The sequence below is a fragment of the Paenibacillus sp. TAB_01 genome (assembly GCF_043945595.1).
Lineage (GTDB): Bacteria > Bacillota > Bacilli > Paenibacillales > NBRC-103111 > Paenibacillus_S.
The window spans coordinates 39,898-55,036 of record NZ_JBIFNP010000001.1 but is presented as its reverse complement, the minus strand read 5'-3'; the positions used below and the strand labels follow the sequence as shown (position 1 = coordinate 55,036).

Annotated in this window: 13 protein-coding genes; all 13 read right to left on the bottom strand. The window is 33.3% G+C overall.

Annotation, left to right across the window (positions count from 1 at the left end):
* Positions 1-232 precede the first annotated feature (232 nt).
* The 13 genes from ACHHV8_RS00320 to ACHHV8_RS00260 all read right to left on the bottom strand — a co-directional run bounded on the left by ACHHV8_RS00320 (position 233) and on the right by ACHHV8_RS00260 (position 15,139).
* Positions 233-1,444, bottom strand: a complete 1,212-nt coding sequence (locus tag ACHHV8_RS00320; protein WP_395155738.1) for a DUF4367 domain-containing protein — start codon at positions 1,442-1,444, stop codon at positions 233-235.
* Between the two features lie 302 nt (positions 1,445-1,746).
* Positions 1,747-3,834, bottom strand: coding sequence for a hypothetical protein (locus tag ACHHV8_RS00315; RefSeq protein ID WP_395155736.1), 2,088 nt, complete (start codon positions 3,832-3,834; stop codon positions 1,747-1,749).
* Positions 3,835-3,915: 81 nt separating this feature from the next.
* Positions 3,916-4,899: an NAD-dependent epimerase/dehydratase family protein gene (locus tag ACHHV8_RS00310; RefSeq protein WP_395155734.1), complete on the bottom strand. Its 984-nt coding sequence runs from the start codon at positions 4,897-4,899 to the stop codon at positions 3,916-3,918.
* Between the two features lie 2 nt (positions 4,900-4,901).
* The gene (locus ACHHV8_RS00305; protein WP_395155732.1) at positions 4,902-5,264 is read right to left on the bottom strand and encodes a DMT family transporter; all 363 of its coding nucleotides are present in this window, start codon (positions 5,262-5,264) and stop codon (positions 4,902-4,904) included.
* 31 nt (positions 5,265-5,295) lie between these two features.
* Entirely contained in the window at positions 5,296-5,712 is a 417-nt protein-coding gene (locus tag ACHHV8_RS00300) for a divergent PAP2 family protein (protein ID WP_395163385.1), read from the bottom strand.
* 24 nt (positions 5,713-5,736) lie between these two features.
* On the bottom strand, positions 5,737-7,554 hold the full coding sequence (locus tag ACHHV8_RS00295) for a hypothetical protein (protein WP_395155730.1): 1,818 nt from the start codon (positions 7,552-7,554) through the stop codon (positions 5,737-5,739).
* A gap of 11 nt (positions 7,555-7,565) precedes the next feature.
* A complete protein-coding gene (locus tag ACHHV8_RS00290) occupies positions 7,566-8,468 on the bottom strand; it encodes a decaprenyl-phosphate phosphoribosyltransferase (RefSeq protein ID WP_395155728.1) in 903 nt (300 codons plus the stop codon).
* A 19-nt stretch (positions 8,469-8,487) separates the two neighbouring features.
* The gene (locus tag ACHHV8_RS00285; protein ID WP_395155726.1) at positions 8,488-9,855 is read right to left on the bottom strand and encodes a glycosyltransferase family 4 protein; all 1,368 of its coding nucleotides are present in this window, start codon (positions 9,853-9,855) and stop codon (positions 8,488-8,490) included.
* Positions 9,856-9,865: 10 nt separating this feature from the next.
* Positions 9,866-10,909, bottom strand: a complete 1,044-nt coding sequence (locus ACHHV8_RS00280) for a glycosyltransferase family 4 protein (protein ID WP_395155724.1) — start codon at positions 10,907-10,909, stop codon at positions 9,866-9,868.
* The gene (locus ACHHV8_RS00275) at positions 10,906-11,472 is read right to left on the bottom strand and encodes a class I SAM-dependent methyltransferase (RefSeq protein ID WP_395155722.1); all 567 of its coding nucleotides are present in this window, start codon (positions 11,470-11,472) and stop codon (positions 10,906-10,908) included. The genes ACHHV8_RS00280 and ACHHV8_RS00275 overlap by 4 nt, the downstream gene beginning before the upstream one ends.
* A complete protein-coding gene (locus ACHHV8_RS00270; protein ID WP_395155720.1) occupies positions 11,444-12,766 on the bottom strand; it encodes a glycosyltransferase family 4 protein in 1,323 nt (440 codons plus the stop codon). The genes ACHHV8_RS00275 and ACHHV8_RS00270 overlap by 29 nt, the downstream gene beginning before the upstream one ends.
* Positions 12,744-14,402 (bottom strand): ABC transporter ATP-binding protein, encoded by a 1,659-nt coding sequence (locus tag ACHHV8_RS00265; protein WP_395155718.1) that lies wholly within the window; start codon positions 14,400-14,402, stop codon positions 12,744-12,746. Before ACHHV8_RS00265 ends, ACHHV8_RS00270 begins: the two co-directional genes overlap by 23 nt.
* On the bottom strand, positions 14,399-15,139 hold the full coding sequence (locus ACHHV8_RS00260; protein WP_395155716.1) for a hypothetical protein: 741 nt from the start codon (positions 15,137-15,139) through the stop codon (positions 14,399-14,401). Before ACHHV8_RS00260 ends, ACHHV8_RS00265 begins: the two co-directional genes overlap by 4 nt.

Genomic DNA, 15,139 nt, shown 5'->3' with positions numbered 1-15,139 from the left:
TTTAAAACTGGGCCGAATTTTTACTCCCACATGAAAAAAGAAGCCCGTATCCCCGCTGATGCGGTTATACAGGCTCCTGGATCGCTATTGGCTTGGCAGTTCACTACTGGATGTACACTCATGGAAAGACACAGAGGGTTCGACTGACCGCCGCGTTGGAGAATTCAATGTGTTACCTCTGTCGCTGATTCGGTGCTTCAAAAGGGATATCAGATCATTGTATAGATATCCGTTATTTACCGCTCTCCCCTTGAACCGCTTGGGCTACCTTGATCATTTCAGTCAGCGGCAGATCGCCAGTGGAAAGGCGGAACTCAACGCCCTCGTACGTCCACATCAGCGTCTTTTTCTCATCGCCGGTGATAACAGCCAGCGTATAACCAAGGTCTACAATATCGGACGGCAGATTCGAAACTGTCTGCGTCTCCGGATGAGATTCCACGAGCGTGTAGTTGTATTTGCCGGCGTAGCGCAGCATGATCGCTTTATTTTCACCCAGCTTGATCTCGTTTACATCCTGCCGCTTTACGCCGCTTGGCAGGTAAGTCGGCTCGATGACGCCGAATTCCGGCTGCCCCGCCTTCTGCTTGCTGGCATTGGCTGCAGTCCCGCTAGCAGCCCCTGTGCTGGCGGATGCGCCTCCCTGGGCTGCGGTGGTGCCGTTAGCGGCATTCCTACCGCCAGCTGCGCTGCTTTTTGCATCCATAGTCCCTGGATCATGAGTACCGCTTGCTTGACTGTCTCCTGCCGGCGTTTTCCCTCCCGACGGAGTATCTCCATTGGTCCCCATGGTCGGCAGGGACTGGATGTTCCAGCTTGTCATGTTACGCTGCATATCAAAAGAATCCTTCTCGAATTTTTTCCCAAACTCGAACTGTGTAAAATCCACCATGACCATGACATTGGATTCTTGGTCGGACACTTCGACTTTTTGCGGAGCATAGCTTTTCTTGTCCAGCCAAATCTTCTGCCGCGCCAGCGATCCATTCTGATAATTGGCCAGCACATCGAATACGTAAGCATTCGGATCGACTGTGAATTGACGGTCGTTATCCATCAAAATACTTTGGACAAGCGATTGATACAAATAAACTTGTCCCTGATTTTCCGGCCAATCGCTTTGGAACCGGAAGCTTTTGTTCAAATGCGGTGTAAGAACGAATACGCCATCGTCATTGCGCAAAACAATTTGCGTAATATCCTTTTTCGCGTTCGTTAACGAAATCCGGTAGTAATGAGGATTTTGATACCATACCTCGACTTGATACTCCTGGGGTTCTTGTCCAGTGTGAAGCACCATTTTCCCACTGCCTTGGTAGCTCTGCAGCTTGTTCATCACTCCATCCAGATCCTTGACGACCGACCCTGCATCCTTCTTGCCGCACCCGGCCAACACCAAGCTCAAGCACATCACTAAGGCAATCACCCATGTGAATCGCCGCATTCCAATCCCCTCCAGCACCAAAAGTAAAATCAACTGATAACATGTCTATGTGGGGACTTGGACAATTATGCAGACAAGGTTGACGGGCCTGGGGGATTTTGGAGCAGGCAATCAGAAGTTGATAATTTACTTGAAATAATGTTATTCAATTGCCTAAAGGTCCTTACTGTGTTATGTTCTGTACCTTTCCTCCAGTCTTCTACAGCTCAGAGATATAGAAATGATCACCATAGTTTGTTAAATGGCTGGCCTAAAAGTAATGGAACTATAAACTTCATCAGTTAATTAACAAGCATTCTTTATTATTCTTCTATTGTAAAGTTTACTACATTAAAAAAAAGCTCTCGAGAATCAGGAACGTTCAACTTTCTAGCAGTAGTTTCAAAATGTATCCTTTGGACACCAGGGGGAACAATAACCTTTCTATGTATATAAATTGTTTCATTATTTACTGAAATAGAGTCATTAATCAAACCTGACATAGAAACCTCTGACAATTCGGCATTACCAGTTGTTAACCCAAAATTTATGTTAATTTCTTTAAATTCTTTAGAATAATTGTTAAGTAATAAATCACCTTCTTTAGAACTCCATCTCCATTTATGAGTATCGTCCTGCTCCAGTCCATAAAACCCATTAGTCCAATCTTCAATAATTGGGTATAATGCTTTTGATTTTAAGTTTTGAGCTTCAGTGTCCGTTAGATTTAGTTCTTTTTTGTATTCAGACAAACTAAAATAGGACAATCGTCCATCTTCACTAACTATTGGTGTCGATCGTAAATTTTTTTTAAAATCATCCTCAATATTTTTTGCTTTATCCGGATACCCAAAACGATCAATATAAATACCTTGAAATCCTGCGTATGCTAACTGCTTAATCATGTCAGGAGTTGATTTTTTAGAGATAGTCTTTTGCCAGAGATCAGCATATCTTCCCTTCATAGCCCCATAACTCCATAATAGATTTGTAGAGTGTAGGTATCCCTTACTCAAAGAGTAATCAGCCATACCTTGAACATTTGGGCTCTCGGGGTAGGCTACATATGGCAATTGAAATACCATAGAGTACTTCGGCTCAATTGACTCAATTTTATTGACAAAGTTTTCATCACTGTTAAACTCTTTTTGTACATCAGGACTGACAGCAAAACCAGTAGTAGTCTGATCAAATATACCAATAACTAATATAGTAAAATATAAAATAATTGAGCAAATATGACTTTTGGAATTTAATCTCTCAACCACTGAGAAAAATGAAATAAAAGCAAGAAAAGCAATAAATAAACCAATCCGATCATAGCCACGTATTTCTGGAACTACAAACGATATAATGGAACCGATTCCGCCAATAGTAGCAAGCAGAATAATCAGAATATTTAATTTACCCGTTCTCGCCAACAATTCATCTTTTACCTGCAATAAAAGACTAAATAACATGATCACAAAACCAATAGACCCAATGATTCCCAGTGCAGCATGTGAACTACCGGAACTAATAGAATAATTTTGATTATACTTGTCTTTTAAACTCGCAAGTGCTGGAATTCTATGGCCATTTACAGGAAGTACTAACTGAGTAATTTTTAATCCGTAAGCCTCTGCTTCGCCATAATTTTTATGGGATGTTTCCAAGTTTTTTTCGTGCTTTAGAGAATAAATTATTGTTGGACTTAGATTTGCTAAACACCCTATAGCAATAACCGACGTCAGGACTAAAGGAAATATTATTGACTTAATTGCCGCATTTTTTATCGATTTTATAATACCAATAGCGACAAGTAAGATACAAGAAAAAAAAGAATAATATATCCCAGAACTAGAAACAACAAGAAGGATTGTCGCACTTATAATAATAACTTTTTTTGAAGGACGATCATATATAAACACCCAGTTTAACACTAAAATAATAAGAGGGATTGTCCAATAAAAAGATAAAAACATATGGGTTTCATTTCTGAAAAAATGAAAAGGAAGAAAAGCAAATAAGATCCCCGTGACAAAGGCTGAATAATAAGAAAATTTAAGATGCCTCATTACAAATGTAGCTGATAATGCCGAAAGAGGAAAACCAATTAGGAAAAACAGATTCATAATAAAACCAAATTTATCAGAAAATAGACTAAATACTTTAATAATAAAGAAATTAAATAAATCTGAACTTGGATAATCATACATTTCTTGACCGAACGGCATGCCTATAGACGAATTAGTATAGTACCAACCATGGTCTATAATTGATTTAACCCAACCTGCGACTTGCATAGAATCTCCAATATAATAGAAAGGAACCGACAAGTCAAAGGACCAAATATTTAATATAAATATTGCTAAAAAGATAGAAATAACAATAATGCTTATATAAAAGAAATAATTAAGTCTGGAATTCATAATATTCTCCTATTTTTTTTTGCCAGCCATTTAACAATACTTTCTGCTTTAGTTTATAGAATTACTAAATACAGCCTATTATTAGTTAATAGGCTGTGGCTTTTTATAGAATTCATAGGCTTTAAAAATCATATCTTTATCCGTATATAAAGGTTCCCAATTTAATATTCGTTCCGTATTCGTAACATCTACAAGGTAGTTCTCATCAGCAATCATGTACTGTTCTTTAAATAATAATTCAATACCTAGTGAAGCTAATAAACTTAATGATGATTTAACCATTTTTCCATTTGTGGGGACTAATAAAGATTTTGATTTAACTGAAGATATGAGTTCACTTAAAAGCTCATAAACAGTAGGTGGATTTTTTGAACCTAAATTAAACTCTTGGTTAGGTATCCCATGGATAAGCGCTTTTTCTATCGCAGAAACACAATCAAATACAGAGATCATTTGATAACAATTCTGTCCATTACCTATTAATGGAACAGGTAAATTTAGAGATATTAACTTAAAGAGCTTCTTAAGAATTCCTAATCGCCCAGGGCCAATAATCATTCTTGGTCTAAAGATAGTGATATTCATTCCAATTTCTCTAAAATTATTACAGAGTATTTCTGACTCTTTTTTACTTTTCCCATAAGGACCAAATGGATTATGAGGATGAAGAGTATCGACTGGCAAATACCGTGGCTTTCCATAAACCATATCAGTACTAAAATAAATTAACTTCGAACAATTATTTTTGTTCATTGCATCTAATATATTCTGTGTGCCATGATAGTTAGTATCCATAAAAAATTTCTCTCTATCATTTCTGGGAATTCTATTATGGTATTGATTTGCAGCTAAATGTATTACAACATCATCGGAATCAATTTTAATATTTTTTATCGAATCATTATTTGTTATGTCAACCTGTTGATAAATTATTCTATCGTCATTAAAATCTTGTGATCGACTTCTGTTAATATCGCAAATTAATATCTCTTCGCCTTTATTATATAAACTTTGAACAAGGTGACTGCCTAAGAATCCATTTCCACCAACAATTATATATTTCATAATTAACCTCTCGATAGTATTATTATACCAAGACAGATAACGCCAATTCCTGATATCTTATATATTGATAAGCTTTCGCCTAAATAATAATAACCAATAAATGCCGCCACTATATACCCAATGCTAAGAAAAGGGTATGCATAACTTACTTGAACCCTGGAAAGTACTATTAGCCAAATAAATATACTAATTGCATAGCTTCCCATCCCTCCCCAAATAAAAATGTTTTTTAATAATGATGGGATTAAACTAATTATTGAATCAACATTCAAATTGATATTTCCAATCAGATTCATACCTTTTTTAAGTAATAATTGGGCTATCGCATTCAATAACACACCTATTAAAATTAATGCAAAGTTCAACAAATAAACCCCGACCTTCCCGCCAAAATTATTATAAACTAACAATCCAATGCAAGAGTAACCCAATTACTATGCCTAGTAATATCCCACCAGCTACTTCATGTCTCTTATGTCCCATACTTTCTCTCAATTTTATATTATTTAATTGGTTTTCCATTATAATCTTATTTATTACTTCAGCATGTTTTCCCACATTTCGGCGAAGCCCTAGAGCATCAATTATTATTATTAACGCTGTAGCTACTCCTAAACCGAATACAGATGACGAGAATCCTTCACTTAGACCAACAAGTGTAACCGTTGTGATTATTATGGTTGTATGAGTACTAGGAAATCCCCCATTTCCAATTTTTTCGAAAGCATTTCTTCCAAAACGCAAATAATTTATTAAAAACTTTAATGCACCCGAAATGAACCAAGCTATGAAAGGAGCAAATATAAAAATCACCAAAGCACCATCTTCCCTTACGAACTAGTTGTTAATAGATAAAGAGGAAATACTGAAGCTCAATGCCCTAGAATCGCCATTGTGGAGTTCCTTTATCTTATTTGGAGTAGTACTTTGAGATAAAGAGACGATTCTTATTTTATTCAACCCTGGTTTAACATGCGCAGAAAAGTCTATTCGATGTGGTTCTAATTTAATTTTCCCTACAAATACCTTAAGATCATTAACATAGATTTCACAATTTCTTTCCTGATAGAAGCTCCCAATGTTTAAATTAAACTCGCTAATTTTATCTGTATTAGAATTAAAAATTAGCTCAGATACTTCATCCATCCATCGATAATTAGAAACCGAATTCGTTTCAAGGCCATACCATCCAGATAAAAATGCAGCTTTTTGAGGCTCGCTAAAAATATCCTCTTTCGGGTTAAAACTTGATAAATTAAAAATATCCTTGGATAAGGTCGCTTTATAGTTTCCATTCAGATATCCCTGGATACCATAGCTATCCTGAATATAAGCCTTCCTTTCCCCTGACCAACTCCATAACGCTACTGGAGGTAAAACTTCATTCCAAGGAACTTCTTTACCAAGCGCTCTTTCTACAAAAACTTCATACGGAGGTTGATATAAAGAAGGAGTAGCAGACATCACATACCTAGCAAGAGGACTAAACTTAATATAATTTGACCCATCATACTTTATTATGCAATAAGAAATAACAGGGCCAGAAGTAAAAATAAAAAGTACTGTTAAAATTATTATATTTTTCGTTTTAAGTTTAACAATAAAATCCAAAGTGGCAATAATGACTACTGGAATCATCCAAACGGTGTATCGATTAATGTACATCATTCCACTATTCCAATTTGCCTGAGTAGCACAAACAACTGACATCATTATTAAAATAATTCCCCATAAAACAGCACTTCTTTTTCTAGTGAACAGTGCGCATAATAAACAAACAACAATGACAGGGATATAGACAATCATTCCAAAATTCAAATCAAAAAATAAACTAAGTATTTTACTTATTGAAATTAATTTCACAGATGCTATTCCCGTTGAAGCTATTATGTTAAATTGATTAAACTTAATATAATAAAATAGATAAGGAATCAATACAATACAAGAACATAAGCTTAATATAATAAATCTTTTATCAAGCTTCTTTGATTCATATAAATGAAAAAGAACGATACATGCTGATATAACTGCAATTGCAGGATTTTGTAATGAAGCAATAGATATTAATAGAACAGATACAATTAGTCTTCTTTCTAAGAATTCTAATAAACCAATAAATAAAAATACATAACTAAAGACTTCTGTATGACTCCATGGTATATAAAATAAGATAGGATTAAAAAAACTAACAATGACTAACCATATTTTCTTTTTAACACAAAATGAGTTTCGATAAATTATCCACCAAATCATCAAAATGTACATTAATGAATTAATAACTTGAAAAACCTTAAATGTATCGAAATGGAAAACTTTTAACATTAAGTAAAAAGGTACACATATTAAGGAATAAAACCAAAAGTGATAAGAATAATAATCACCTTTTAAATCCTCAAAATAACCAGAATAATCTATTTCCTTAATAATATTCGCATCGATATTATCTTGTATAGCTACCTTGTGCCTCATTTCGATATCTTCTTGTCTCAAATCAGGACTTAAATGATTTACAAAAGATAGAGTCATCCCAAAATATTCCCATCCATCACCGTATCGGTTAGGTTTATGATAAAGAGACATACAAATCAAAATAACAGAAAAAATAATAAAACATGCTTTTATATATTTTTTAACAGTAAATATTTTCTCATTCATGGAGTAATTCCTCACTCAAAGCAAGATAGTAATAATACAACAGTAATAGCATATAAAACTACATTAATTTGTAATGGTCTATCTTCTAATAAAACCTTTTCAGGACTCCCACCTTTATCTTTAATATAAATAAGGAATAGATACCTGAAGATCCCATATAAAACAAATGGTATAGTCCACATAAGCTGAATAGTTCTTCCAGAAGTAAAAGTAAATAAAGAGTAACTAATTATAGTTGCGGTTGTAACAATACTATTCAATTGATTCACAAGTTCAGGAGAATAATGATCTAACACTTTACGATGTGACCCTTTAGATTCCTGTAATAATAAAAGTTCATGTCTTCTTTTACTCAGAGCAAGGAACAGAGCTAGCAGCATTGTACAAATAAGAAACCATGGAGTAAAACCTACCCCTATAACTACTCCCCCACCTATTGCCCGCAATACGAAACCAGCAGCAATGATCATAACATCAAGAATAACTACATTCTTCAATTTAAGTGAATATGCAACATTAAGTATAAAGTAGATAATCAGGATTATCGAAAATAGAGGTTGCAAAAAATAACTAACTATTAATGAAGTTACCAATAAAATGAGCCCAAAAGAAAGAGCGAGGTAAGGATTAAGTGCTCCCGATGCCATTGGTCTAAATTTTTTTTCCGGGTGATTTTTGTCAGACTCTCTATCTACATAATCATTAATAATGTATACACAGCCCGAAACAAAACAAAACAAAAAAAATCCGATGATAGAACTCAAACTCATGTCAAACGTTATTTCTTTAAAAGAAAAAAGAAGCGCTGCAAAAACCAAAAAATTTTTAGTCCATTGTTTTGGTCTTAATTGCTTAAAAAGTAACAGTGGCACAGATGAATCCACTTTTTCCTTAACTATTACAGGAGAATTCATTCAAAACACCCTCTAAAATTTAATTTTGTGGAGTATTATCTTTAAAAATATCATTCAGAGAATTAACAAATCTATTAATCGAATTATTATTGCTTTCGTTGAACAGAGTACTTGATGACAATGCAAAACTTTGTATCAATTTATCAAGTGTTAAGAATGTATTGCACTGGTTTCCAGAAATAATTGAATTTGAAAATTCCTTATATTTTTGGATACAATGATAAATACTATGCCTATTTAAAGTATATTGAATTATACTTTCTCCAAGTTCTTTGAATTTATAATGCAACAAATGACTTAATTGAAGTTTTATTTCTTCTTTTTCTTTTTCTCCATATGATACTTTAAATACTATTTCTTCTGGGAATTCACTAAACGATCCAATATCAGTTGTAATAACTGGTTTACCATGCCCCATAATTCTTAGTAAACTTGCCGAGTTTTCACCCTGAGTTGGATACCTCAAATTAAAACATATGTCGGATGCTGAAATATAGCGATCGAAATCTTGCAGGTCTACGAATCCTGTAACAATAACATCTTCAGTTAGACTTAATTTCTTTATTTTTTCTTCTAAAGGATAATCTGCAGCCAATTGCCCAACAATATAAAATTTAAAATCTTTTAAAACTCTTTCTCGTTTTAGCTCATACAAGGCCTCCAATATTTTATCTACACGCTTGGTATGGTTAACAAATCCTAGCGTACTCAAAATCAAACAACCTTGATCAATATTAAGTTTCTCTCTAGCGTTAAATTTTGCATTTTCCATATTATCTGGATCTTCAATAAAAGGCGCAGGGATCGGTGCAACACAAATAGGTACGTAACTTGCTATTTCCTGTAAATGAGACTGGGCAAACTGTGAGTGAACAATAACTCCAGCTGCCCGGTCAAGTACCCTTAAGTTTAAAGGGAAATTTAATGAATTAGTTTCCCAAATAGGCGGAATCTCACCTTTTACAAATTTTTCGACCTCTCTTAAACCCTCTTTTCCGTGACTATAAAACATTTCATTTTCATAAGACTTCATATCACCGTTCTCTAACGTTTTAGCCGCGTAAAAGTGATGTAGAGAAAAATCATGCAAAACTACAATACCAGGGTATTGCATCATGAAATCATAAATCTCTTTATGAGCATAATAGTTATTTCCCATATGGTAGATTATTGCTTTATATTCTTTTTGATTAAAAAGCCTGGCAAATTCGTTATAAGTTCTTATGGTGAAATTAGTTCTAATATGCGCATTTTCTATCTCAAATCCATTAGAAACGTATACATCTATGTCAAAATAGTCTTTTAAATATGGCAACAAATCCTCACTATAATCGGAAATCCCTGAACGGATAGGATTAAGCGGTGAAAAGAAAGCTATTTTATCCATCTATCTCTTCCTATCGTATAGTTTCAGTTAATCGATCAATCACATAATCCCATGAGATATCTTTAACTAGATTATATCCTGTTTCACCATAAGAAACTGCTGTATTTTTATTGTGAAATAAAAAGTTAATCTTATCAGCAATTTGATCTGGATTTTTTAATATAAATCCGTTCTCATTATCTTGGACAAATTCTAGAACTCCACCTGAATCTTCAAAAGAAATAATCGTTTTTTTCGACAAAAATGCTTCTAATGTTACATAACCGTAATCTTCATCGTAAGGAGCATAATAAACTCCCAAACAATTAGCTAAATAGTGAAGCAAGTCTTTATCTTCAACGAAGCCCACTAATTTTATCCTATGTTCTAAACCCAATTTATAAATTAACTTCTCCAAATTTTCTTTCTCTGGACCTGTACCTACAATGATACAATTTACATTCTTATCTACATCTTTCATTGCCTTAATTAATAAATCAATTCTTTTTAGTTTATCTAATCTTCCAACCGATAAGATATAATTATTATAATCTTCTGTATAATAATTCCCATAGTGTTTTGGTGGATGATACAAAACCTCAGCGCTTATACTATTATATTTTTGAAGGCGGCTTGAATTGTTATTAGAAGTAGTATATATTTTTCTGCATTCATTTATGGTATTAAAATCAAATCTCTTAACAAGCTCTCTAGTGGACTGATTTTCGGGTGTATGATCAAATTCACTATATTGAGTTCCATATAAATCATATACTTGTCTGAACTGGTGCATTAACCAAACAACTTTATTTTCATGTTGTACTCCGTATGAAGGAAACTTCATAGGTATAACTAAATCAATCTTTTCACCATTGCTCTCTGATAGGTCAATTAAGCGCCAATTAAGCATGCTTTGGACTAATTGATCATTGGGATACCACTTATAAGGAAGAGTAACAATATCGGCATGAAAATTTCGTTTCAATAGTTCTCTTTTTAAGGATTCAGCATGAACCTCGCCCCCACCATAGAAGAATGGTACTTGTGCGTGGCATATGGCTATCTTTTTCTTCACGAATTTATTTTCACCCTTTTCTTTCTAAAACAAACTAAAAAAGCTAATGGCACTGATTGGCTCTTAACGACCTCTTCGGACAACAACATTTCACCATAAGGAATGGTGTCTAAAATCTCAAAGTTATTTTCTTCTAATTCTTCTTTAATTTCAAACTCATGCCAGAATACATCATAAACATTGAAGTTTTCCCATCCTATGCTGGCACGCAACTGAGTTTCAGTGACTTTATTAGGGAATTCACATAAAATGATACCATCATCTCTAACCAACTCATACAGCTTATGGTATATTTTTTTACGATCACAATAATCATAGTGCCTAATAAATCTAAAAATTGTAATGACATCATATTGATGCCGAATTGATTCAAAATCATAAAAATTATCCTTAATGTACGTAACTTTACTGTTTGAATCCAACTTTCTAGCTGAAACGGATATCATAAATCCAGAATTCTCAAGTGCTGAGACATGTCCATATTTCGTCAATTCTCTAAGAATTCTTCCATCACCTGACGCAATATCAAGCAGCTTAGTCTTTGCTAACCCTGAACGGACCAAACTTCCCGATCAAGAAATTAATAGCTGATCTCTCTATTAAGTCAAACGTCCTCATAGGGTATTCACTAAATCTATGCTCATCATACATTGCTGCTACTCTCTCATCATTGTAATAATAAGCAATCTCTCTCTCACCCATAACTAAATATTTATCTGCTTTATTTAAAATATTCTGCCAATACTTTAGGGTCGGTGCAGAAGTTTGTTCACTAATTAAAGTATATAATTTAATATATTCATGAAATTCGATATGATCTAAATAAAACACTGCTGTTCCATTACTGTCAACCTGCTTTTTATAATAATCATATTTTTCAACTAATAAGCGAACTTTCTGAACTAAATCCTCAACTGTAGCTTCAGTAATAATTCCAAAATCGTATTTAGAAATAATATCCTTTATTCCTACTTGTCCGGTCACAATTACTGGTATTCCTAAAGCGATGGCTTCAATTATAGATAATGGGCTTGAGTGATTATTATGAAATGAAGTGTACGGAGCTACCACCGCATCCACATCTTTATAAAAATCATACATATCTATAAATCCGTTTAAAACTTCTACATTATCTAACTTACGTTGTTGCAGTTCAAGAGCTAATCTTTCCATATTTCTTGAACGCCAAGCTATTTTAAATTGATAACTACTTAAACTAGAAGCTAAATCAAGTAATAATGGAATACCTCTATCTTCCCAAGAATTATCTGACATTGGAGATGATGCAAAACCAATAGTGAATTTATTGTTATTGTTTGTTTTATTTAGTTGGTTTCGCTTCATATCTGTCTTTGTAATAACTTGTGTAGAGCGTATACCCAACTCTGAAAGCATTCGTGATACCACCGATGACTTTGTCACAATATGAAGATTTCCAACATCAATTGCGTGTCGCAGATGAATTAAATATCCTTCTTCATATCGTGGCAAAGGATCCATTCCTGTAACCGTATATAATGTTAGATAAGGTAAATCTCCATAGTTTTCTTCAAATACATGATAACCTTCTAGACTATCACTAAACACATGAATAATATCAGGATTATATTTATTTAATAATTCACTAAACTTAAATCCCCAGCAGGAGATATCTAAATCAGAATCGTTATATTCTTCATTATCTTTTAAATCATCTTCTAATGAAATAAATTTAAATTCGAATCGATCTACAAACTCACTAAAATTATCATAATACGTCTTTGCCTCTTTTTTTATAGCTTCAATATCTCTGTCTTTTCGATAATTAAAACAAAAGAAATATACTTTCGGTATATTATTCAAATCCTGTGTTGACATAGCCTTTGATTTCAGCTCCTGTGTTTAGGTTAACAAGCCCCAGACATGACATTTCAGAAATTACTCGAATGAAAGTAACGTCAACTAGTCTGTCTACAGTTATGCTCTCTCCATTGGATTGATCTGTTATACCAAGGCTTAAGAAGTATGTTCCTTCATTTAAATGCATTGGGAATTTAAATGTAACTTTTAAAATGTCATCAGCATTTACAGATTCTATTTTATACCCCAAAATTTTACTATTGGAGCCAAATAACTCGACACCATTTATAGTTTTAAATAAAACTCCAATAACTGGCTCCTCAATATAATGCTCTACTTTTGCTTGTACTTCTATGCTTATGAACTTACCGGTTTTGAATACTGAACTCTCTTCGTTATTCTCATCGCTAAGCCTAAAGGAAGTTATACGGGCATTACCATTCCCATAACGAATATCGTCTTTCTCTTTCTTTTCAGTATTGTTAACTTGGTCAAGATTTGCTGTCAATGACATTTTCTGATAATAATTAGCAACTTCGTTAGAAGATCCTTCAAATATCAGATTTCCATCATATATCAAAGCTACCCTTGTACACAAAGCACGTACTGCATTCAAATCATGACTAACAAAAATTATCGTTTTCCCTTTTGCCTTAAATTCTTCAAATTTCTTATAACATTTTCTTTGGAAAACTTCATCTCCTACTGCCAACGCTTCATCAATAATCAAAACGTCAGGATCCACATTAATCGCCAAAGAAAAAGCCAACCTAACAAACATTCCACTGGAGTAGCTCTTTACCGGTTTATCGAAGAAGTCACCAATGCCAGCAAAGTCTTTAATTTCATCAATCCTGCTTAACATTTCACTTCTTGAGATACCATGTAGGTGGCTATTTAAAATAACATTTTCCCTACCTGATAATTCCGAATGAAATCCAGCACCAAGTTCTAGAAGGGCCGCTATTCTTCCATTAACATAAAATTCTCCAGCTGTCTGTTGTTTTGTTTGGGCTAATATGCTAAGCAATGTACTTTTTCCTGACCCATTAAAGCCGATAATGCCATAAGTCTCACCTTTATAGACTTTGAAATTAATGTCCTTTAACGCCCAAAAATCTTTAAACTGCTTTTTTTTATGAAAAGGAATTAAATCGACCAACTTATGAACAGAGTTTGAAAACAATTTATAACGCTTAGACAGATTGATACATTGAATAGCTACATCATCATTATTTTTTCTAGTCCTAATCTTTTTTTTATCCAAAGTGGAGTCAATTAATACATTTGTTTGCAAACTATCTGATCCATAATCTTCGAACCATGAAATCCCTTCATGAACAAGGTCCCAAGTTATATTAATAGCACGTTGCTTTTTAAGTTCATCAGATATAATGTAATTAGCTCTAACAATAATTTCTTCTCCTGGAGCAACATTGTAAGGTAATTTTGTTCTGATTCCTTCAGATATAATTTTATTTTCAATTTTTACTCTATAGCATATAGTTATTGGATTTTTCTTATCATAGGCACTCCAAGTGCATTGGCCTATATTTGTAATAGAAAGAACAATACTGCTCATCCGATTTAATGAAAGAGCTATTGGTGCTGATTGTTCTACCACATTTATTTTTGCCCTATATTCATTATTCATTGTAAGTCCCTACTTTTATTTAGAGTATCGAACACCGAAAGTAATTTTCTCTCAAGTTCTATATTCTGAGGGTCATATTTCAAAGCTGATAAGAGCAAATGATAACTTAAATCAAACTCATTTTTTTTATAATAAAAATCACTTATTTCAATAAGAATGTTTTTTGAAGCTTCTTTTATTGATTCTTGCTTGATTTCCTCGATATAAGCTGTTAGCTTTTCAACGTCACATTTCAACAAATCAATCTGTGTTACTAATTTTGTATCAGTAGTAATCTCTTCTTTGAACTTCTGAAAGTCCTTGGCTAAGTCATTATTAGATAAAACAACTTCTGTTAAATCAGTATTCCTTGTAACTTGATAACTTTCAAAATCGTTAATTATCTCATCTATAGAATTGGTTAATAAATCTTCTACTTTTCTTAATTGCTCTGTTTGATTTTGTTTAACCTGTTGTTGTAAAAAGCGGATATTCTCAATCATTAACTGGTTGAATATAATTTGTTTATTTAGAATCGGTCTCATAAGTTTTCTTACTATTTTTTTAAAAGCTATAATAAACTTACCTAAAAACTTTCTATGTGAGAAATAGTGAACATCTGAAATATTGTGAATTTCAATTAATTTTTCTACATTCGAAAAATACGTATCTTGAAGTTGATGCCCTGTAACGATGTTTCGTTCAATATTTTCCTTCAACCTTTTTTTTAATTGCTCGGTATTGAGGTTAAGCTGCAT

Bases quoted from the DNA above. Each gene is read 5' to 3' on its own strand.
- ACHHV8_RS00270 (WP_395155720.1), bottom strand. From the start codon at position 12,766: ATGTCAACACAGGATTTGAATAATATACCGAAAGTATATTTCTTTTGT.
- ACHHV8_RS00320 (WP_395155738.1), bottom strand. From the start codon at position 1,444: ATGCGGCGATTCACATGGGTGATTGCCTTAGTGATGTGCTTGAGCTTG.
- ACHHV8_RS00290 (WP_395155728.1), bottom strand. From the start codon at position 8,468: ATGAATTCTCCTGTAATAGTTAAGGAAAAAGTGGATTCATCTGTGCCA.
- ACHHV8_RS00310 (WP_395155734.1), bottom strand. From the start codon at position 4,899: ATGAAATATATAATTGTTGGTGGAAATGGATTCTTAGGCAGTCACCTT.
- ACHHV8_RS00265 (WP_395155718.1), bottom strand. From the start codon at position 14,402: ATGAATAATGAATATAGGGCAAAAATAAATGTGGTAGAACAATCAGCA.
- ACHHV8_RS00260 (WP_395155716.1), bottom strand. From the start codon at position 15,139: ATGCAGCTTAACCTCAATACCGAGCAATTAAAAAAAAGGTTGAAGGAA.
- ACHHV8_RS00315 (WP_395155736.1), bottom strand. From the start codon at position 3,834: ATGAATTCCAGACTTAATTATTTCTTTTATATAAGCATTATTGTTATT.
- ACHHV8_RS00295 (WP_395155730.1), bottom strand. From the start codon at position 7,554: ATGAATGAGAAAATATTTACTGTTAAAAAATATATAAAAGCATGTTTT.
- ACHHV8_RS00285 (WP_395155726.1), bottom strand. From the start codon at position 9,855: ATGGATAAAATAGCTTTCTTTTCACCGCTTAATCCTATCCGTTCAGGG.